This is a genomic window from Reichenbachiella sp. 5M10, assembly GCF_002742335.1.
GTDB lineage: Bacteria > Bacteroidota > Bacteroidia > Cytophagales > Cyclobacteriaceae > Reichenbachiella.
In genome coordinates, this window is the sequence record NZ_MDGR01000007.1 from 460,987 (window position 1) to 481,799 (window position 20,813).

Annotated in this window: 21 protein-coding genes; 9 read left to right on the plus strand and 12 right to left on the minus strand. The window is 45.3% G+C overall.

The genetic code is table 11. The annotated features are described in order from the left end of the window. Positions 1–143: 143 nt before the first annotated feature. A complete protein-coding gene (locus BFP72_RS01905) occupies positions 144–2,480 on the plus strand; it encodes a glycoside hydrolase family 2 TIM barrel-domain containing protein (protein WP_158233240.1) in 2,337 nt (778 codons plus the stop codon). Between the two features lie 111 nt (positions 2,481–2,591). Here BFP72_RS01905 and BFP72_RS01910 read toward each other — a convergent pair whose 3' ends face one another. Both BFP72_RS01910 and BFP72_RS01915 read right to left on the minus strand, forming a co-directional pair. Beyond that, positions 2,592–3,473, minus strand: coding sequence for an aldose 1-epimerase family protein (locus BFP72_RS01910; RefSeq protein WP_099597498.1), 882 nt, complete (start codon positions 3,471–3,473; stop codon positions 2,592–2,594). 131 nt (positions 3,474–3,604) lie between these two features. After that, entirely contained in the window at positions 3,605–6,094 is a 2,490-nt protein-coding gene (locus tag BFP72_RS01915) for a hybrid sensor histidine kinase/response regulator (RefSeq protein WP_099597499.1), read from the minus strand. Positions 6,095–6,317: 223 nt separating this feature from the next. Here BFP72_RS01915 and BFP72_RS01920 point away from each other — a divergent pair, with 223 nt between their 5' ends. The 6 genes from BFP72_RS01920 (at position 6,318) to BFP72_RS01945 (ending at position 11,650) form a co-directional block, all read left to right on the plus strand. Further along, the gene (locus tag BFP72_RS01920; protein ID WP_143519900.1) at positions 6,318–6,761 is read left to right on the plus strand and encodes a hypothetical protein; all 444 of its coding nucleotides are present in this window, start codon (positions 6,318–6,320) and stop codon (positions 6,759–6,761) included. Between the two features lie 57 nt (positions 6,762–6,818). Beyond that, a complete protein-coding gene (locus tag BFP72_RS01925; RefSeq protein ID WP_099597501.1) occupies positions 6,819–7,772 on the plus strand; it encodes a CPBP family intramembrane metalloprotease in 954 nt (317 codons plus the stop codon). Positions 7,773–7,973: 201 nt separating this feature from the next. Further along, positions 7,974–8,306 carry a hypothetical protein gene (locus BFP72_RS01930; protein WP_099597502.1) on the plus strand — a complete coding sequence of 111 codons (333 nt, stop codon included), beginning with the start codon at positions 7,974–7,976 and terminating at the stop codon, positions 8,304–8,306. 81 nt (positions 8,307–8,387) lie between these two features. Continuing rightward, positions 8,388–9,722, plus strand: a complete 1,335-nt coding sequence (rmuC, locus tag BFP72_RS01935) for a DNA recombination protein RmuC (RefSeq protein WP_099597503.1) — start codon at positions 8,388–8,390, stop codon at positions 9,720–9,722. Positions 9,723–9,785: 63 nt separating this feature from the next. Beyond that, positions 9,786–10,850, plus strand: a complete 1,065-nt coding sequence (locus tag BFP72_RS01940) for a PA0069 family radical SAM protein (protein WP_099597504.1) — start codon at positions 9,786–9,788, stop codon at positions 10,848–10,850. A 50-nt stretch (positions 10,851–10,900) separates the two neighbouring features. Further along, a complete protein-coding gene (locus tag BFP72_RS01945; RefSeq protein WP_099600655.1) occupies positions 10,901–11,650 on the plus strand; it encodes an MBL fold metallo-hydrolase in 750 nt (249 codons plus the stop codon). Positions 11,651–11,701: 51 nt separating this feature from the next. Here BFP72_RS01945 and BFP72_RS01950 read toward each other — a convergent pair whose 3' ends face one another. After that, positions 11,702–11,986 carry a VF530 family DNA-binding protein gene (locus BFP72_RS01950; RefSeq protein WP_099600656.1) on the minus strand — a complete coding sequence of 95 codons (285 nt, stop codon included), beginning with the start codon at positions 11,984–11,986 and terminating at the stop codon, positions 11,702–11,704. Between the two features lie 158 nt (positions 11,987–12,144). Here BFP72_RS01950 and BFP72_RS01955 point away from each other — a divergent pair, with 158 nt between their 5' ends. Next, positions 12,145–13,128, plus strand: coding sequence for an aldo/keto reductase (locus tag BFP72_RS01955; RefSeq protein WP_099597505.1), 984 nt, complete (start codon positions 12,145–12,147; stop codon positions 13,126–13,128). Positions 13,129–13,163: 35 nt separating this feature from the next. On the opposite strand, the gene BFP72_RS01960 is transcribed toward BFP72_RS01955, so the two are convergent. The 9 genes from BFP72_RS01960 to BFP72_RS02000 all read right to left on the minus strand — a co-directional run bounded on the left by BFP72_RS01960 (position 13,164) and on the right by BFP72_RS02000 (position 20,054). Beyond that, a complete protein-coding gene (locus BFP72_RS01960) occupies positions 13,164–14,099 on the minus strand; it encodes a hypothetical protein (RefSeq protein WP_099597506.1) in 936 nt (311 codons plus the stop codon). After that, positions 14,096–14,782 (minus strand): outer membrane beta-barrel protein, encoded by a 687-nt coding sequence (locus tag BFP72_RS01965; RefSeq protein WP_099597507.1) that lies wholly within the window; start codon positions 14,780–14,782, stop codon positions 14,096–14,098. Before BFP72_RS01965 ends, BFP72_RS01960 begins: the two co-directional genes overlap by 4 nt. Before the next feature lie 7 nt (positions 14,783–14,789). Then, positions 14,790–15,458 (minus strand): hypothetical protein, encoded by a 669-nt coding sequence (locus BFP72_RS01970; protein ID WP_099597508.1) that lies wholly within the window; start codon positions 15,456–15,458, stop codon positions 14,790–14,792. 68 nt (positions 15,459–15,526) lie between these two features. Further along, positions 15,527–16,876: an acetyl-CoA carboxylase biotin carboxylase subunit gene (gene accC, locus BFP72_RS01975; RefSeq protein ID WP_099597509.1), complete on the minus strand. Its 1,350-nt coding sequence runs from the start codon at positions 16,874–16,876 to the stop codon at positions 15,527–15,529. Positions 16,877–16,903: 27 nt separating this feature from the next. After that, positions 16,904–17,386: an acetyl-CoA carboxylase biotin carboxyl carrier protein gene (gene accB, locus BFP72_RS01980; protein WP_099597510.1), complete on the minus strand. Its 483-nt coding sequence runs from the start codon at positions 17,384–17,386 to the stop codon at positions 16,904–16,906. A 116-nt stretch (positions 17,387–17,502) separates the two neighbouring features. Continuing rightward, a complete protein-coding gene (efp, locus tag BFP72_RS01985) occupies positions 17,503–18,069 on the minus strand; it encodes an elongation factor P (protein ID WP_099597511.1) in 567 nt (188 codons plus the stop codon). A gap of 27 nt (positions 18,070–18,096) precedes the next feature. Beyond that, the gene (locus BFP72_RS01990; RefSeq protein WP_099597512.1) at positions 18,097–19,095 is read right to left on the minus strand and encodes a beta-ketoacyl-ACP synthase III; all 999 of its coding nucleotides are present in this window, start codon (positions 19,093–19,095) and stop codon (positions 18,097–18,099) included. A 203-nt stretch (positions 19,096–19,298) separates the two neighbouring features. Then, the gene (rpmF, locus tag BFP72_RS01995; RefSeq protein ID WP_099597513.1) at positions 19,299–19,490 is read right to left on the minus strand and encodes a 50S ribosomal protein L32; all 192 of its coding nucleotides are present in this window, start codon (positions 19,488–19,490) and stop codon (positions 19,299–19,301) included. 12 nt (positions 19,491–19,502) lie between these two features. Then, positions 19,503–20,054 carry a DUF177 domain-containing protein gene (locus BFP72_RS02000; RefSeq protein WP_099597514.1) on the minus strand — a complete coding sequence of 184 codons (552 nt, stop codon included), beginning with the start codon at positions 20,052–20,054 and terminating at the stop codon, positions 19,503–19,505. A gap of 118 nt (positions 20,055–20,172) precedes the next feature. On the opposite strand from BFP72_RS02000, the gene BFP72_RS02005 reads away from it, so the two are divergent. Next, on the plus strand, positions 20,173–20,796 hold the full coding sequence (locus BFP72_RS02005; protein ID WP_099597515.1) for a Crp/Fnr family transcriptional regulator: 624 nt from the start codon (positions 20,173–20,175) through the stop codon (positions 20,794–20,796). Positions 20,797–20,813: the final 17 nt, after the last annotated feature.

The following is a 20,813-nucleotide window of genomic DNA, read 5'->3' on the forward strand; positions in this document are numbered from 1 at the left end:
AGAGACAGGTTGTTTATTCGCTGTTTCTGATACATGGATGGAGAGATGTAATAGAATTGTCGTTTTTTGGTGGATTAGTACAATTCCGTCCCTGCATAATGAGAGATCATTGTGTTCGATACGATTACTATTTTTTTGAAAAGATGAAAAGACTAACAACGGCAATTTCGGCACTAGCGGTTCTCCTACTTGTACAGTGTTCCTCACCGGAGATCACTACTCGACGTGTGACAGATTTTAATTCAAATTGGACATTCACTAGTGATAGCACCGGACAACAAGGCTGGGCCAAAGTCCAACTCCCTCATACAGCACGAATCGAGCCGTTGGTCGTCAACGACATGTGGCAGGGGACCTGCTGGTATGAAAAAGTTTTTGAATTGGGGAGTCTAGAAGATCAACGTGCTTTCGTACGCTTCGAGGGAGTGATGCACGAGGCAGACATTTGGGTCAACGATACTTTCGTGACCAAGCATGTCGGAGGCTATTTGCCGTTTGTGGTAGATGTCACAGACTATGCCTTGGTAGGGCAAAATAACATTCGTCTTCGCGTCAATAACGAAGACAACCCAGTCATCCCTCCAGGCAAGGCCATCGACGTGTTGGACTTTAGTTACTACGGAGGGATCTATCGCGATGTGACTCTTACGATCACCCACGATATCCACATCACGGATGCGGTGGCGGCTGATCAGGTCAACGGTGGAGGAGTCTTGGTGCATTTCACAGAGGTGAGCAAAGAACTGGCCAAGGGAATCGTCAAAGTCCATCTTCGAAACGATGGAGATTTGGACCGTGCAGTGCGGTTCACGGCAGATATCGGAGGGACAACAGTACGCACGGAGGCTGCTTGGCTGCATGGGCACAGCGATACGACACTGATACAAGCGATTGAGATTGTCAAGCCGAGATTGTGGGAACCACAATCTCCAGAACTCTACACCTTGAGCATTGAGGTAGAGGCAGACGACCAAGTAGTGGATCATCTCGAAGAGTCAACGGGGATTCGTCAGATTGAGCTGACCGAGGACGGTTTTTTCCTCAACGGAGAAAAACTATTTATACGCGGAACCAACCGTCATCAAGAGTATCCTTACATAGGCTATGCACTCTCTGACGAAGCTCAGTATAGAGATGCTGTCAAGATCAAGAATGCGGGCTTTGACATGGTACGCTTGTCACACTACCCACAGGATGAAGCTTTTTTGCAAGCCTGTGACGAACTGGGGATCATCGTCATGAACTGTCTCACGGGATGGCAATTTGTAGGAGATGAGGCTTTCATTGCCAATTCGTACCAAGAGATACGAGACATGATTCGTAGGGATCGCAACCATCCCAGTGTGTTTTTTTGGGAGGTATCACTCAATGAGTCTGGCATGTCAGACGAGTTTATGACGACTGCCAATGCCATCCTTGACGCGGAGCTACCCTATCAAGATATTTACAGTGCGGGGTGGATTGATCATCCCGCTTACGACCTATTCATCCCGGCGAGACAGCACGGCAAGAGTCCCGATTATTGGAATTTCTACCAAGATGGCCAGCGCAAAGTCTTCGTGGCAGAGTACGGTGATTGGGAGTATTATGCACAGAATGCGGGCTTCAATCAAAAAGCCTTTGAGGACTTGGCCGAGGAAGCACGTACGAGTCGTCAGCTCAGAGGAGCCGGCGAACAGCGTCTCCAGCAGCAGGCTCTCAATTACCAAGAAGCAGCAAACTCCAACCGCAAAGGGCAGGACGTCGGTACGATTGGGCATGCCAACTGGCTGATGTTTGATTACAATCGGGGCTATGCCGATGACATAGAATCCTCTGGGATCAGTGATATTTTTCGTTTGCCAAAATTCGCTTTTTCCTTCTATAGGAGTCAGAGACCGGCAGCAGAGTATTATGACTTTGCGGCTAGCGAGGCAGGACCAATGGTGGAGATTGCAAGCTATTGGACGGCAGAATCTGCTCCGCAGATCAAAGTCTACAGCAATACGGAAGAAGTGATGCTCTACCTCAACGACGAATTGTTCGGCCAGAAGACCGTCGAGCGAGACGTGTATTCGACGGATTTGGATTTCCCTCCTTTCGTTTTTGACTTGGAGGCGTTCGAAGAGGGGACGTTGAAGGCAGTTGCCAAGATAGGTGGACAGGTGGTGGCCAAGGATAGCGTATCGACTCCTAAAGCTCCCGTCACCATCAAGTTGTCCGTGGATCTATCTGGTGTACCTTTGGCAGAGGAGCAGTCCGATGTGGTATTCGTGTATGCTCAGATCGTGGATCAGCATGGGACTCTGGTACCGACCGATGAGCGAGCGGTGACTTTCACGCTAGATGGGGCTGAGGCCGAATTGATTGGGGAAAATCCTGTGAAGGCTGAAGCAGGTATAGCGACGATTTTGCTACGTACACATTCGTTTGTACAGGATCTGACTATTCGTGCGAGGGCCGAAGGAGTAGCCTCTGACGACTTGGTCCTTCAAAAGTGATTCAAGAAAATAGTTGTTTTCAACTATTGTACTATACTAAGTTTCGGGCTTGGCGTTCATTCGCCAAGCCTATTTTTTTAGGAATAGTCAAGGGGACCAATCCCCGTTCTCTCAATGCTCCAAAATCTGAATTTGGTAAGAGGCATAGTGTGTATTGCCTGCTTTGAGTTTGATGTTTCCCATCTTGGCCAGCCACTCCTGTGTGCTATCCTCATAGTCAGGCAACCCGTCCCAAGGTTCGATACAGACATAGGGGGCGCCTGGTTTGGACCAGATGCCAAGAAATGGAAAGTCTGCGTAATTGAGCTTGATTTGATGCTTGTTTTTCTTGGATTTGATTGAGACCTCCGACGAATTGAGTTCAGTGAAAATGAGGGCATCTTTGTCAAACAATGTTTCGGTCAAGGCGAGTCTATTGGTGTCTTTCAAACAAGGCGTTTCTGTTTTTTTGAGGAGACCATCGTTGGTCAGTAGCGAAATACCTGCTGTCTCGCGATCTTGAAATTCGAGGAAGTAATCTCGGATCGTTTCCCCTTTTTTCCATAGAAGGTTGAAGGCAGGGTGTCCACCTATCGCAAAATACATGGGGTCTTTACCGATATTGACGATTTCATGAAAGACTTGGAGCCGGTTGTCCATCAACAGAAAGTTGATTTTGAAGTCAAATGGGAAAGGAAACACTTTCATCGTCTCTTCTGAGTGCGAGAGCGAAAATGACAATCTACTCGGAGAGCGGTTGATTAGTTTGACGTTGGGGTTGTGACGGATGATGCCGTGCTTGGGGAGTTGATAACGCTGCCCCTCAAATGTATATGATCCGCCTTTGAGTGCTCCGATGTTGGGAAACAGTACAGGAGCAGAGCTGCCCCATATGCTAGGATCGGCTTGCCAGATGTATTCTCGTTGAGAACTTTTGGACAGGATGCTACAGAGTTCAGCACCAACTTCTTCGACTTCTACTCTAAAATGCTCATTTTCGATGCTGTATTTCACGCGTTGACTGTTATAAGGTGGACGCTAAAATTAATGAATTAGCCCAATGTACGTGGGATATTTCGTAGGTTTTTGTGAGAGGGTGATGTAGTGATTCTCGACGAACACGTGGGAGGTAGGTTTCGATGGCTTTACTTGGTTTTTTCGTTGGCAGTTGCTTGTTTTTGATTGAGGTGTTTGCTGATGATGGCGAGTAAGTCTTGTGGGTTGTAGGGTTTGGCGATGAAGTCATCTATGCCTGCTTCGGTGATGTTTTGATGGACTCGATCCAAGGTATCTGCGGAGACCGCAATGATCGGGATATGCTGGAGGGAGTGGTTGTCGAGCGATCGGATCGTACGTGCAGTCTCATAGCCATCCATGTCGGGCATCTGTAAATCGAGCAGTATAATGTCATAATCTTCGTTGAACACAGCCTGTAGTGCTTCTTCGCCCGAAAGTACAGTTTCACAGTGCATGCCCCATTTTTGGACAAATTTCTGTGCCATGACAAGGTTGACTTCATTGTCGTCGACGATGAGTACTCGTTTGTTTCGTACTTGAGGAGTGAGGTCTTCGGGATCCAAGTTGATGATGGATTCTAGAGCCGAGGATTCTTTGAGCTCAAGAGTGAAAAAGAATTTAGAGCCAACTCCTAGTTCACTCTCGACATAGATCTGGCTCTGGAAGAGTGCGATGAGGCGTTTGGTGATGGCCAAACCGAGCCCTGTGCCACCAAACTTCCTAGAAGTGTCGGTATGTGCTTGCGTGAAACTCTCAAAAATCACTTCCATTTTGTCTTTGGAGATGCCTATGCCGGTGTCCTCGACGATAAACTGCAGTTTGACCACCTTGTTTCGGTGCTCTTTGAGATTGATAAGGAGGCGTACTTCCCCTTTTGGGGTAAACTTTATGGCATTGCTGATGAGGTTGTTGAGGATTTGTGTGATGCGTGCAGGGTCTCCTTGTAGTGCAGAGGGGATGCGATGATCGATCAAGATGTTGAATAGAATCCCGTTGTCTGATGCCCTGATTTCGTGTGCATTGCCGATGCCTTTGGTGAGTTCGCGTAGATCGAAAGAAATGTCTTCAAGCTTTATTTTTCCTGCTTCGACCTTGCTGTAGTCTAGGATGTCGTTGATTAGGACGAGGAGGTTTTCCGCAGAGAATTTGAGCGTCTTGAGATTGTCCATTTGTGATTTTTTTGGATTTTCGGACAGGAGGAGATGGATCATTCCGATCACGGCGTTCATTGGTGTGCGGATCTCGTGACTCATCACTGAGAGAAACTCAGATTTGATTTTGGCGGCTGCTTCGGCTTGATGAATCGCTTGTTTGAGGATTTGATTCTTCTCGTTGATTTTTTCGGTACGGCTATCGATGATTTTCTCGAGTTGCTCTTTTTGCCACTGAGCGAGGTGTTCGTTGGTTTTGAATTGTTTGATTTGTTGGTCAAACGCCAGTTCTCGTTCTGCATCGATCACTTTTCTTTTTTGGGTCAACCCAATGGTGAAAATGATGATTTCGAACAATACCCCGTACTTGACGAGCATGGCTGTTGAGGTGTTGGGATCCCAGATGATCGCCTCTATGAGGGCAAAGAGAATCAGTAGGAAGGTCCCAAAGAAATAGTACTTCATCAGGGGGTACTTGGAACCTCTGAGCATGTATTGTAGCCAAATCACCGCGAGGACATTGAGTACTACTTCGATTCGGATGATTGTGACAGGGAGGTAGATGTTTTGGGTGATCAGCATGAATACCAATAGTCCCAGGCCTAGGAGTCCGTTGGCATAGAGCAGGGGGCCAATGTAGCGCAGGAGGTTAGGGTAGGTGTTGCGCAGGTCAAGAAAGCTTACAACAAAGCGCCAATGAAACATATGCGTGAAGCAGATGACAGGCATGAAGTAGGGTGTGAATTGAGGGAAAGGCTGTAGGATGAATTCTCGTAGGATGTTGGAGAGGAAGAGATAAGAGACGGAGACCGACAGCAGGTATAGTGAGTAGTCCAAGTAGGAGCGTATCCTTGAACTAAAGTACAAAAAGAGGTTGTAAAGGAGGATGATCCAAAAAATGCCTTGAATGATGAGGTCGGAGACTTGTTTGTCTATGATTTTTTCGGACCATTGTTCGATAGTGTAGAGTCGTGGTGAAAAATCGGGATCATGATGGATTGTCTCTTCGATACGCAGGTAGATGTCGAGAGTGGTCTGCGGACCGATATTGATGGGGATATAGTAGCTTCCCTTGTCGATGTGTTTTTCACGGCCTTTGTAGAGGTAGCCGCTTTTGGCATGGTCGATCAGTTTGCCATCGCGATAGTAGTAGGCATCTATGAAGTCGTTTTTGCCGACATAGAGGAAATAAAACTTGACCAGATCGAGTTCATTGCGCACAGAGATTTTGCCCCAATGCACGTCTGTTGGTTGGAGAGTGTACTGGGTCGAGAACCGCTGTTGGTAGATGGGTTGTATGACTTCTTGGATGGTGACGCGGCGCGTACTGTCAGACCAGACGGTCAAAAATGGGCGAATGTCGCGCTGGCTTTCGAGTGCTTCTTCGAGATTGAGTGGGTTTTGGCCCAAAACACTAGGCACATGGAGGAGTATGATTAGTATACTGACAAGTGAAAAACGCATCATTTCTTTCTATACTGGCGAATAGACTTTGAAGATAGGTATTTTCGAACGAAATCAAATACACTGACCCGTTCTCTTGCTTGGGCCTTTGTCTGCGAGGAATATTGGGCTGATCTCTTGATCTACAAATTGCATCTAGGATGGATAGTACATATATTAGCTGAAAAACTAACGATATCGTATGAAACGGTTTACCACTGCCTTATTTGCACTTTTGATGTGCGCAATGTGTCAACAGACAATGGCCCAAAAGGCCTGGAAACAATACAGCTGGGATGCTTACAATGTCGAATTTGAATTGCCAGAGGATTTTGTCGTCACGACCAATACGGCGGATGCATTAGAAGCCGAAGGTGAGGGGATTCGGTTTGCTTTATATCCTTTTGATGACAAAGAACTCGAAGAGAAGGATTTGGCAGGGTTCATCGTCGACATGGCAGAGCGAGACCTCAACCTGAGTGAGATTGACGAGATGGAAGTGATAGAAGTCGACGGTATGACGGGTGGTTTCGTATCGGGACAAAAGGACGGTCTCATGTACCTCGTGCTTGGATTGATCGATACAGTAAATAGCAACAATTTCTACGCTTTCGTGGCGTTCGAAGAGGAGCAAGAAGATGTGATCGAAGATGCCATTACATTGTTTGAGAGCTTTGGCAAAATAGACTAATCTCACCCCACAAAAAAAACTGAAATCAGTCCTTATGGGCTGATTTTTTTGTGTCCTATGAAAGTGCTTTTCGTTTACGTACAGACTTATTTGCAGGAGTATTTTCACCGGAGATTGTATGTGCTCACCGCGGTATTTTTGGCCTTATGTATCGGGTTCAATTTTGTCTTGGATTTCGAGAATAGTTACATTGATCAGTACTATGGTTCGACGTTGCGTTGGCCCATGTATTTTGTTTGGATGTCGTTTCCTTTTTTGGGAGTATGTGGATTGCTGTATGCTTTGGGTCTAAACCGGGTTTGGCTGTATTCACGGGAGTTTTGGGTGTTGTTCTTTGTAGGGTTCTTGGTGGTGTCCTTGGAGAGATCTTTTGCATATCAAGAGTATTTCTTGGATGATTTATCCTATTATGATCGCAAGTTCCTACGCAAGACTTTCGTCAAGCTCAAACCAATACTGACTACTGTGCTTCCGTTGCTGGTGTTTTATTATTGCTACGAAAAACCTCGGGATGAACAGCAGAGCTGGTACGGGCTCAACTTCAAGCCTTTTGATTTCAAGCCCTATGCCTTTTTGATTTTACTCGTTTTTGTAGGGATTGGCTTTGCGTCGTTTTTGGGTGATCTTGGGCGTTATTATCCCGTCTATCAGCGGACTGGAGGAGCGTCGTTTGCAGAGCAGCATGATCTGCCGGCGTGGCTGACACTGCTAGGCTATGAGTCTATTTATGGATTGAGTTTTTTGGGAGTCGAATTTTTCTTTCGTGGTTTTTTGGTGATTGGGTTTGCACGGGTATTGGGAGGCTATGCGGTATTGGCAATGGTCGGGCCGTACGTGTTTTTACACTTTGGCAAGCCGCTATCAGAGTGTGTCAGTTCCGCTTTTGGAGGGTATTTGATAGGGATATTGGCGTATTATTCTCGGCATATCTGGGGAGGAGTCGTGCTGCATGTGGCACTGGCTTGGTTCATGGAGATTTTTGCAGCCTTGCAAAAACTATACAATGATTGATGGCTATCGCGTCTCAGTGATAGGGAAGGACTGGCTGTGGATAGTAAACCTCTAGTTTGGACACAGTACTGCTTCTAAGTTTTTTCTCCCTAGGTGTGAAATAATTTTCTATAGGTATGGATTGAAATTTGATTTTTTCGATCTTTATTTAGCAGAGAAAAATAGGTTTGACATCCGAAATCGGAATAAATACAGGCTGACATGGAAAACAATGAAAAAATCAGAGTATCGCAGGAGTATAGCAAGTTGAGTGATGACCTCAAGGAGCAAATGAAGCTGGTGTATCCAGAAGGTTTTAGCCAGTTTTTGTTTCAGTATACCAACAAGGACGGGGCGCGGATCAGTGCGATTCGGTTCGAGACAGATGCCAAGATTTACCTGATTCGCATGTCAGCATTGGAAGCAGAACAAATCATAGCCGACGACAGTGATTATGATAGTGAGGGCTATCTACGCGAGGACGTACGAGACGACTATGAGGACAAATATTCGGATATAGATTATTTGTCGGACAACGAGAACTACGAAGGCTAGATTCGGTAGATGATGCTCGGTCGACAAAAGAATTTCTTTGGCCGATCGAGCAAATTGCACGGCTTGGTCTAGATTTGTTTCATGGAAGCATATCATTTTATATATCTATTCACAGGGTTGGTTTTGGGCGGAGTGATTGCTTGGTTTTTTGCCAAGTCAAAGTTTCAGTCCGAAGAAAACAACGAGGAGCAATTTAGACTCAAAGAACTTGAATACCAGCTCAATTCTGAGAAGGAGCGCTCCGTTATGCTGGGTAAAGATATCACTTCCATCAACGATGAGTTGCGCGCTGAGCGCGAAAAGGCCATGCAACTCAACAATCAACACGCGCGCCTCGAAGCAGACTATAAGAACCTTCAAGAAGCACTCAAGACTCAAAAGGATGAACTGAATCAAATACGAGAGAAGTTTTCGGCAGAGTTTAAGAATTTGGCCAATGAAATATTCGAAGAAAAGAGCAAGAAATTTACAGATCAGAACAAACTTCAAGTGGGTGAGCTCCTGAAGCCGCTGGGAGACAAGATCGTAGAGTTTGAGCGAAAGGTAGAGCAGACCAACAAAGAAAGTATAGAGCGCAATTCGGCACTCAAAGAGCAAATCTCAGGATTCAAAGAACTGAACCAGAAGATCACCAAAGAAGCAGAAAACTTAGTCAAAGCTCTCAAAGGAGATACCAAAGCACAAGGAAATTGGGGAGAGTTTATCTTGGAGAGTATTTTGGAAAAATCTGGCTTGGAAAAAGGAAGAGAATACTTTATTCAGCAGTCTCTCAAGGACGAAGAAGGCAACCGCTATCAACCTGATGTGGTAGTCAACTTGCCAGATAGCAAGAGCGTGATTGTAGATTCTAAGGTGTCATTGATCGCCTATGAGCGATTCGTCAATACGGATGATAAGGCTGAGAGAGATTCTCATGTCAAAGCACATCTACTGTCGATGAGAGCCCACATCAAGGGGCTTAGTGAAAAGAATTATCAAAACCTCTATGGAGTCGAGGGGCTTGATTTCGTGTTGCTATTTGTACCAGTGGAGCCGGCTTTCTCTGTGGCAGTGCAATACGACCCAGAGTTGTTTAACGATGCATACGCCAAGAATATAGTAATCGTCAGTCCGGCGACCTTGATCGCTACGTTGCGCACGATTGCCAGTATTTGGAAACAAGAATACCAGAATCGAAATGCCATCGAAATTGCCCGTCAAGGAGGTGCGTTATACGACAAGTTTGTAGCGTTTGTGGAAGACGTCAAAGGAATAGGACGTCAGATTGATTTGACGCAAAAAGTCTACAAGGAGTCAGCCAAAAAACTTTACGAAGGAACAGGTAACTTGGTCAGTCGTGCAGAGAAAATGAAAAAATTAGGAGCCAAGGCTACTAAAAATATGGATCAAAAATTAATAGAAAGGTCCGAAGAATAAAGCTATAATATTTAGATAAAACTAAAATAATTAGCATTTTTGAATCTAGAATTCAGATATGCTATGCTAGATCAAAATCACGGAAGAGGGGCTCAGAGCAACCCGACCAGTCAGTTCTTGAAACAAGAAGTGGAGGGTGATTTAGAGTTTTATGAGCACCTGCATCTGAGTGGAGAGACACTGAGACAGAAGACTTCTTTTCAGAAGGTGTCGCCTAAATCCATTGTCAATAAAGTAGAGAGCCCGGATTTACCCTTTGGTTATTCGATGAACCCATACCAAGGCTGTGAGCATGGCTGCATATATTGCTATGCTCGTACCACGCATGAATATTGGGGATACAGTGCAGGACGTGATTTTGAGAGTAAAATCTTGGTCAAGAGCAACGCGGCGACCCTGCTTCGCAAAAAATTTGACAGCAAGAATTGGTCAGGTGAGCCTATCCTGCTGTCTGGAAATACAGATTGCTATCAACCTATCGAGCGCAAATTGGAGATCACAAGGAGTATCTTGCAGGTGTGCCGTGAGTACCGCAACCCCGTCGGCATCATCACCAAAAATGCCATGGTGCTACGTGATTTGGATATCCTCTCAGAGATGGCAGAGATGAATTTAGTACACGTGGTGCTGTCTATCACTTCGCTCAATGAAAAACTGAGAGAAAAACTAGAGCCTCGTACCTCTACCTCTGGTCTTCGTTTCAATGCCGTCCGGCGCTTGTCTGAGAGTGGTGTACCTGTCTCCGTGATGATGGCCCCTGTGATCCCAGCGATCAACAGTACTGAGATTATGAAGATCGCCGAAAAGGCAGCTGAAAATGGTGCGGTGATGCTCAATCATACTATTGTCAGACTCAATGGAGTCATTGGGCAGCTTTTCGAAGAGTGGCTGGAGGAGCATTTTCCAGAGCGCAAAGAAAAGGTCCTCCATCAAATCAAGGAACTTCATGGAGGAGATCTCAGTGATAGTCGCTTCAAGGTACGTATGCGTGGGGAGGGAGAATATGCTGACCAAATATCCAAGATGTTTGTACTGGCACGAAAGAAATATGGACTGAACCGAGAGCGTAGTGCTTTAGATAGCTCACTTTTTCGTCGTGCGAAAGAGGGGCAGTTGAGTTTGTTTTAATACAGCATTGTCCTTATGATTTTTTACCTTTCTACAAAAGAATGAAAGGTATGAAAAATCAAACAACAATATTGTGGGCTATTTTTATGTGCTGTGGGTTGGGGCTCAAGGCACAGGGTCAGGTCATTCGATTGACTACAGAGACTACAGAGGTTACCGTCACGCCTATCAGGCATGCGACCATGCAGATCACATATGGCGAGGTAGTCATGGTGACGGACCCTCATGACATGGAGGGAGTAGACGACTTGCAAGCACCCACTCTCGTGTTGATTACGGATATACACGGTGATCACTTGGATATTGAGGCTTTGCGTGCTTTGGGAGCACAGGGCACCACTATAGTAGCACCTCAAGCAGTCGCTGATAAGTTGAGTGCCGAGTTTGGACAAGTCATCGTGCTGGCCAATGGAGATACTCAGCTCGTGCAAGGAGTAGCGATTGAGGCGGTTCCGATGTACAATTTGCCAGAGGATGAATCCTCTCGACATCCCAAAGGGAGAGGCAATGGGTATGTTTTGACCATGGGGGGTAAGCGGATTTATATCTCAGGGGATACAGAGGATATTGAGGAGATGCGAGCTTTGTCCAGTATTGATTTGGCTTTTGTTTGCATGAACCTGCCCTATACCATGGATGTGGACGCTGCGGCTGATGCGGTACTGGCATTCAAGCCCAAAGTAGTAGTACCCTATCACTATAGAGGCAAAGGAGGGTTGAGTGATGTCGATCGGTTCAAGTCCATCGTTGGTGCAGGGAGTGATCAAGTAGAGGTAGTCTTGCTCAACTGGTACCCTTGACGAGTTATGGGTCCTAATTGAAGGGAAAAGGAGGGGAGGTAGAGTGATTTGCTAGTTTTTCTTGGAGATACGGTTGCTCACATGGTTGACTTTCTTTTGGAGTGACCTGAGGTAGAGGTGCTCGACTTTTTCTCGTGCCCATGGGGTACGTCTGAGAAATTTCAAGCTCGATTTGATCGTCTGATTATTGTTGAAGCAGTTGATACGGATGTGTTTACCGAGTTCTTCCCAACCGTAGAGGTCTACCAAATAATCGAGCATGTCTGCCAGTTTTACCCCATGCAAAGGATTGTTGATCTGGTCGCCTGGCACTTCTTTTTTCTGATCTGATGACATGTGTGTTTGCTGAAAATTGTCTTTGCTCTGCAAGATAAGGCCTGGAAGGGGAGATTTCTCCCAATTGGGAAATATAAGGAGTAAGAATGGTTTATTTACCTGTCCTTGTCGTGGGAGGCATGGGTTAAATTGCCTTTCAAAAGGCGAAAAAGTTAATAATGAAAGTAAGAAAATTAGGGAAGACAGGATTCGAAATTACAGAAGTGGCACTTGGTACTTGGCAAGTAGGTGGACAATGGGGTTCTGGTTTTGATCACCGTTTGGCGCAAAATATTTTGGCACAAGCCATCGAGGGTGGGGTCAATTTTATCGATACGGCCGATGTCTATGAGGATGGGGAGAGTGAAATCGCTGTAGGTCGTGCCATCAAGAATGCAGGAAAGAGAATCTACGTCGCGACCAAGTGTGGTCGACAAATCAGTCCACATCTCAATGAAGGGTATACACCCAAAGTGCTTCGTAGCTATGTCGAGGATTCACTGCGGCGGTTGTCGTTGGACTGCATAGATTTGATTCAGTTGCATTGCCCACCGACACAGGTGTTTTATCGGTCAGAGATTTTTGAAGAATTTGACAAACTCAAAGATGAAGGCAAAATTCTGCATCTAGGTGTGAGCGTAGAGAAGGTTGAAGAAGCGATCAAGGCCATCGAATTTGAAAATGTAAGTACAGTACAGATCATTTACAATATGTTTCGTCAGAGGCCTCAGGAGTTGTTTTTCGAGCAAGCTGCCAAACGTGAGGTGGGAGTGATAGTTCGTGTCCCTCTTGCGAGTGGGTTGCTGACGGGCAAGTTCAATATGGAGAGTCAATTTGGCCCACAGGATCATCGTCAGTTTAATCGAGAAGGAGCCATGTTTGATAGGGGGGAAACCTTTGCGGGCATTCCCTTCGAGGCAGGATTGGATGCAGTGGAGGATCTCAAAGCCATATTTGGAGAGGATGGATTGGTGCCTGCTGCATTGAAATGGATTTTGCGCAGACCTGAAGTGAGCTGTGTGATACCTGGAGCCTCCAAAAAGGAGCAGTTGGAATCCAATCTTCAAGCTGCTGCTACTCCTGATTTGACTGTTGCACAACTGGAAGCTGTGCAACAGATCTATGAAGAACAAATCAAGGCTTATGTGCATCAAACCTGGTGACAGTCTATGACCAGGCTCAAGGTGTTGATTAGGAGCTAGAAGAAAAGTGAGGTAGAAAAGAGGAAGCCGACTACACCTACGTGCCGGTTGTCTTTTTCGATGGGGGTCCGTCCGTAGTAGGTGGAGAGTGAGACGAAAAAGGCATCGGATCCAGCGTAGGCTAGTTTTACGTAGGCATTGGCGGTGATGTCTCCTTGAGTAGAGAATGTGTTGACCTGTGTATTGACAGTGCCCCCTAGTACCAACGAGACGGGGATTTGTATCAATTCGCCAAAGTAAAAATCCGTATTACCTCCTACAAAATATTGCCATTTGGATTGGCCTCTATCGAGCGTCTCGCCGTAGGCCATTTTTGCATCAGAGTTGAAGGCTAACCAATGGCTCAGTGCATAAGAAAAGGATAAACCACCTCCACTCAGAAGTGACGTAGTTTTTTGTGTGACGCTGGGGTTAGGTTTGTCATTGATGATGTCGTTGATGTAGGAGGATACATCGACGAGGCTCGCTTGGGTATTGGTGAGAGAGTAGTACATCGACAATCTGTGGCGATCACTGCTAGACACCTTGAATTTGACCCCGGTTTCTGTAGTGACGATGGTGTTGATTCCTTGTGTGAGGATGGATTGGACTCCTGCACCGATCCGTGCAGAATAGTCTACCCGAAAGAAGAAGCCTGCCCAATCTTTGATGCGCTGAGAATAGTTCATACTCAGTCCGACATAGACCAAGGAGTTGTTGAGGTTGAGGAGAGCACTGTCACCGAGTTGGACTGACTCTGTGGTGAAGCTGGAAGAAGTGGCAAGCCCCATGTTGAAGTCCAAGTTGGTACGAATAAAGGGGGAACGCATAGTCTCCAGCGTGTTCACGACGTGTGCGTTGAGGTATGGAACTTTCTTGGGACTTAGTTCTTGTCCGACGAGCGGATGGATACTTGTCAGTACCAAGCAGATATAGATCATGTTTTTTATCATTGCTCGCTATTGAAAGGGATAACCCACGTGAATCGCGTTTCAGCAGTGGAGGTCTTGAGTCGTGGTAGCTCGTCTTGTAGGGCAGATGTGGTGGATTCGGCCAGGTTGATGACGCCTTGGCTATAGACTAGGTCAAGGGTAAAGAATTGCTTCTTGATGTGAAACTTGTACCCTAGACTGACAGAAGCGGATAGGTTGAAATTTCGAATGTAATGGACAAGGCTTTGGCTTTGATTGGTTTGTAGATTGCGACCATTGGAGTGTACCAAATAGTCGTAGATCAAGCCTACACTGTATTGCCAGTTGCCGTTGTCACTGATGATTTTGAAGTAGACTGGTAAGGAGAGGTAGTGAAGTTTGACCTCTGTCGTTTTGATGAATTTATCGCTGTTTTCATCTTCTGGGTCGTAATTTTTGTTCTCGGTCAATACGGTACCTTCTATTTTTTTGTAAGCTAGTTGGGCGTTGAGGAGGACATCTTCTTTGAGACCGTACTCATACATGAGACCTGCTTGGTATGTGTGATGGATGTTGAAACGGACTTCGTCCGCACTGTTGGCTTGATCCCCAGCGAATTTGCTGGACACACTGCCTGCGAATACCCCCCAGTTCGAAGAGTGTTGGGCGTAGGGAGAAAGAAACATTGAGTATAGCAAGGACAGGGTAAGGACGAATCTTTTCATGGGGGAGCTATAGTCGTATTGGGATAGTCAATTGTACTTTGGTCGTCCATACATTATCATTGCCCTCTCGGTTGCCCCAAGTGGAGATATTGTCCAAATAGTCTGTTAGGGTGTTGAGAAAACCAGTCTGTATCCCTATTCCATAGTCGTTGTTGAGGGTATATATGAACCCGAGTTGTGTAGGTAGCATGATGCTGATGTTTCGGTAGTCTTCTCCAAGCGCTCGAGTGTTGGATTGACTGGCTAGGTCGTTTGAGTCGTCATCCTTGGGAACGTACCGGATGATGCCAATGCCTTGTGCTAGATAGAGTTTGAACCGATCTCGTTGGATCAGGTTGAGCTGAGCCTCGTAGTGCAAACTAAAGTAGTTTGTGCGAAAGGATTCGTTGGGTGTGGCAGGAACAGTAGTGCTGCCCTCGAACAGATAGTCTAGTTCATTGCCGCGCAAGGAGGAAATGTTTAGAATGAGGTTGCTGTTGAACCGTTTTTGATTGTTGAGTTTGAGCCCCAAGGTGAGGAGTATCTGTCCACTAGCATAGCTTGATCCCAAATCCCCCTTGTAGTGAGAGGATCCCAGTCCAAACATGAATGCTTTGGTTTTTGGTTCATCTTGGGCTTGTAGCCCGTGTATGAGTAAAAAACTGAGCAGTAGGAGATATGTGAGTTTGTATTTCAAAGCAAAAAAATAACCGAGTACGGAAGATACTCGGTTACGAATTAAATATTGTAAATCGACAATTCCAATTACAAATCGCTCATGTCAAAAGTCTCCATAAAGGACGTGTTGAATTGACCCGACTTGAATATTTCGTCCTCCATCAACTTGATGTGGAAAGGAATCGTAGTTTTGACTCCTTCAATGACGAATTCTTCCAAGGCTCGCTTCATTCTCACCAGTGCCTCTTCTCTAGACTGTGCAGAGATGATCAATTTGGCGATCATGGAGTCATAGTTGGGAGGGATCGTATAGCCAGCATACACATGGCTGTCTACGCGTACACCGTGTCCGCCCGGTAGGTGGAGGTTGGTGATTTTGCCTGGAGATGGTCTGAAGTCCTTTGCTGGATCCTCTGCATTGATACGACATTCGATGGCGTGCAACTGCGGGAAGTAGTTCTTTCCAGAAATCGGAATGCCAGCGGCTACTTTGATTTGTTCTTTGATCAAGTCAAAGTCTGTGACTTCTTCTGTGATGGGGTGCTCTACTTGGATACGAGTATTCATTTCCATGAAATAGAAATCACCGTGTTTGTCCAAGAGGAATTCTACTGTACCAGCGCCTTCGTATTTGATAGCCTCAGCACCTGCGATGGCTGCTGCACCCATTTTTTCTCTGAGTTCTTGAGTCATGACGGTAGCAGGGCATGGCGTCTCCTCGGCCAATTTCTGGTGTCTACGCTGTACCGAACAGTCTCTCTCGGAGAGGTGACAGGCTTTGCCGTTGCTGTCTCCGATGATTTGGATTTCTACGTGACGAGGCTCCTCGACAAATTTCTCCAAGTACATGCCATCGTTACCGAAAGCTGCTTTTGATTCTGTTCGTGCATCATCCCATGCCTTCTGAAATCCGCTTTCATCTTTGATGACGCGCATACCTCGTCCACCACCTCCAGCTGTTGCTTTGATGATGACAGGGTATTTGATTTGCTTGGCGATTTCCTTTCCTTGTTCGACGGATTCTAGGAGTCCCTCTGATCCTGGGATCGTCGGTACGCCGGCTTTTTTCATCGTTTCTTTGGCGGTTGCTTTGTCTCCCATTTGGTTGATCATTCTCGAACTCGCACCGATGAATTTGATGTTGTACTCTTCACACACTCTAGAGAATTCGGCATTTTCCGAAAGGAAACCGTATCCAGGGTGGATGGCATCAGCATTGGTAATTTCCGCAGCTGATACGATTTTTTTGATATCCAGGTAAGATTGTGCACTGATTGGGGGGCCGATACATACTGCTTCGTCGGCGAAGCGTACGTGTAGACTTTCGGCATCTGCAGTCGAATAAACCGCGACTGTTTTGATCCCCATTTCTTTACAAGTCCTGATGACTCTCAGAGCAATTTCTCCCCTGTTTGCAATTAATATTTTCTTAAACACTATTGAGGTATTTAATTGAAGGAAAAATTATGATGGATCTACCAAGAACAAAGGTTGATCGTATTCGACAGGTTGAGCATTTTCAACCAATACTTTGACGATGGTGCCAGATACTTCTGATTCGATCTCGTTGAATAGCTTCATAGCTTCTACGATACATACTGGGGCACCTACTTCTACTTTGTCCCCGATACTTACAAATTCTGGAGACTCAGGGTTCGCTGATCTGTAGAATGTACCGATCATCGGAGACTTGATCTCGATGTAATTGTTGGCAGCAGGTGCTGGTGCAGCTGCGGCAGCAGGAGCCGGAGTAGATACAGGTGCAGGAGCTGCTACGGGAGCGGGAGCCGCTACAGGAGCAGGAGCGGCAGCTATTGTTTTTTCAATAATCTGTGCCTCGTTGCTTCTTTTTACCTTTATCTTAAATTCTTCGGTTTCAATGTTTACTTCTTCCAAACCTGAATTCGATAGGAAGTCGATCAAATCTCTAATTTCTTTAACCTTCATTTGATTGATGTTTAATTATTTGATTCCCATGAGCTGCTGCTGTTGGGTATTTTTACAAATTTACTAGAATCATGCAATTTTACATTGCCTATATATCACAACAAAAGAGTAAGGAATTACTTCTTTACTCTTTCTACGTAAGCGCCTGTTTTACTTTCTATTTTCAATAAATCACCTTCATTGACAAATAGCGGTACTTGAATCTCTGCTCCAGTCTCCAAGGTTGCTGGTTTGCTGGCATTGGTTGCAGTGTCTCCTTTGAGGCCTGGTTCTGTGTAGGTGACCTCCAGCTGGATGTGCTGGGGCAGTTCACAGCCCAAGATCAATTCTTCTTCTGCATGAAAAATCATAGTCACTGGATCGCCATCTTTCAAGAATTGTGGTGCATCGATCAAACTCTCTTCGATAGATACTTGCTCGTAGCTTTCGGTATCCATAAAATTGTAGCCCATGTCATCCTTGTATAGAAACTGGTAGTCTCTGCGCTCAATTCTAGCAGTGTTGACTTTGTGTCCAGAGGTGAAGGTGTTGTCGAGTACCTTTCCCGTTTTGACGTTTTTCAATTTGGTTCTGACAAATGCAGGGCCTTTGCCAGGTTTGACATGCTGAAAATCAATGATGAAGTACAATCCATGATTGTATTCAATGCACATTCCATTTTTAAAATCTGCGGTACTAGCCATTCTGAATTCGAATTTTAATGTTTTTAGTTACTCTGAGTCGTAGGCCCATTTCAAATAAAGTGAGCCCCAAGTGAAGCCTCCTCCAAAGGCAGCTAAGATAACATTGTCACCTTTTTTGAGCTGTTTTTCATAGTCCCATAGACAAAGAGGCAAGGTGCCGGCAGTCGTGTTGCCGTATTTTTCGATATTGATCATGACTTTGTCATCTTCAATACCCATTCTTCTAGCTGTCGCATCGATGATGCGTTTGTTCGCCTGATGAGGGACGAGCCAAGCTACGTCATCTCCTGTCAGGTTGTTTTTTTCCATGATTTCTGCCGATACGTCCGCCATATTTGTCACTGCAAACTTAAATACTGTAGCCCCTTCTTGGAAGGCATAGTGTTTTTTGGCAGTGACACTTTCGATAGTGGCCGGCATGCGACTGCCCCCACCAGGCATTCCGAGGTAGTTGGCGCCTGATCCATCTGTTTTGAGGATAGCATCGACGATACCATTTTCATCTTGACTTGGCTCGAGGAGTACAGCCCCACCTCCATCACCAAAGATGATGCAAGTTGTGCGGTCTTCGTAGTTGATGATCGAGGACATCTTGTCTGCACCGATCACGATGACTTTCTTGTAGGTACCTGACTCGATGAATTGTGCACCAGTAGATAGGCCATACAAAAAACCCGAGCAAGCGGCCGACATGTCAAAACTAAACGAATTGGTAGCGCCGATTTGGTCCGCTACGATGTTGGCGGTCGCTGGGAAAGGCATGTCGGGAGTGACCGTCGCACAGATGATGAGGTCTATGTCTTTGGGGTCTGTTCCTGTTTTTTCGAGGAGGCCTTTGCAGGACTCGATTCCGATGACAGAGGTGCCTTGCCCTTCACCTTTTAGTATTCTTCTTTCTTTGATCCCAGTACGGGTAGTGATCCATTCGTCGCTGGTCTCTACCATGGTTTCTAACTCTGCATTGGTCAATACATACTCTGGCACATAGCCATGTACGCCTGTTATTGCAGCTCTTATCTTACTCATTTGCAGATTGTCTTAAGGGTAATTCTGGATGAAATATTAGCGGTGATTGGCCCATTTGATCGGCAATTTAAGCATTTATTTCAGTTTTGAAAGCACGACAAAGCACCATCCAAAACTTAGTATGCATGCATCATATCATATAAACACAGAAAGTCTGCTCTGTAAAGCAGACTTCTAATATTTTACCAAAAAGTATCAATAGCTTATGCTACTACTTCTTTTTCGATAACTACTTTGCCCTTGTAGTATAGGTTTCCTTCGTGCCAATATGCTCTGTGAGGTAAATGTGCCTCTCCAGTAGTCGCACAAACTACATAGTTTTTCGCCTCAGACTTGTAGTGTGTTCTTCTTTTGTCTCTTCTTGTTTTCGAGATTTTGCGTTTTGGATGCGCCATTTTCTTATAATTTTAATTTTCCTTATTCTTAATTTTTTTCAATAGAGCCCATCTAGGATCTATTTCTTCTTCGTTTGAGTCTTGCTCGTCCGTTTCCTCTTCGTCTTCTTCCGAGGTGTAAACCAACTGTAGCTCGTACTCATCATCTTCCTCCTCCTCAAATCTAGGGTGAAGCTTTTTCATTGGGACAGCCAATGTCAGGTAGTCAAAAATGTTTTTTTCAACATTGATGCTTTGCTGGCCATTTGGAATCGTCCAAATCTCGTCTTGACTATCGTCAAACTCTTCACCATACTTGAGGATCAATTGCTCCTCTATGTCTATAGGGTGGTCAAAAGTGTCCATACTACGGTCACATACCAACTCCACAGTTCCTGTAATATGGAAATTGACCTCAATCAATCGCTCCTTTTTTATCAGTACTATATCGCAGTGTCCATGACCGGACTCAATCAAACTACCTTCGGACTTTTTGAAAAGCTCCTCATTAAACTCAAAATCAAAATCATGCGATCCCAATTTGAGACCGAAAATATCAATTCTGAAATGTTTACTCGCTTTCATTCTTGATTTGTCAGAAAATAAGTGCGCAAATTTAGAGATATAAATTTAATAATTAAAAACTATTCGGGAATTTTGGGAAGGAATTGCCTGTTCTTATTCGAACTTATAAATATTGAAAATGAGAGAGTTGCTGCAAAACAAGTTTGGAAGTGTGTTTCAAAAGGAATTAATCGATGAGATAGCGGCTCGGTCTATCCTGAGAACTCTCGAGATAGGTGAGACATTGATCGATTATGGCAAGTATATCAAATCCATTCCTCTAGTGCTAGAGGGTAGTGTCAAAATCATCCGGGAGGATGACAAAGGCAATGAGCTGTTTCTATACTATATATCGGGTGGAGATACATGTGCCCTTTCTTTGACTTGTTGTATGAATCAAAAGAAGAGTGAGATCAAGGCCATTGTGGAAACAGGAGGGGCCATTGCTATGTTGCCCTTGCAGTACATGGATGAGTGGATGAAGTATGCGAGCTGGAGACAGTATGTGTTTCGATCGTATCATGAGCGCTTCGAAGAGATGTTGTCTGCTTTGGATTCGGTGGCTTTTCTGAATCTTGACGAGAGATTGCTCAATTATTTACTAGACATCAAAGAAAATACGGGGACTTTTGAAATCTTTCGTACGCATCAGGAAATCGCCAACGACCTGGGTACGTCACGTGTAGTGGTTTCGAGATTGCTCAAACGTCTCGTACAGGAAGACCGCATTGAGCTTCATCGCAATCGCATCGAGATCCTCTAGGTTTGTAACATTGGTTA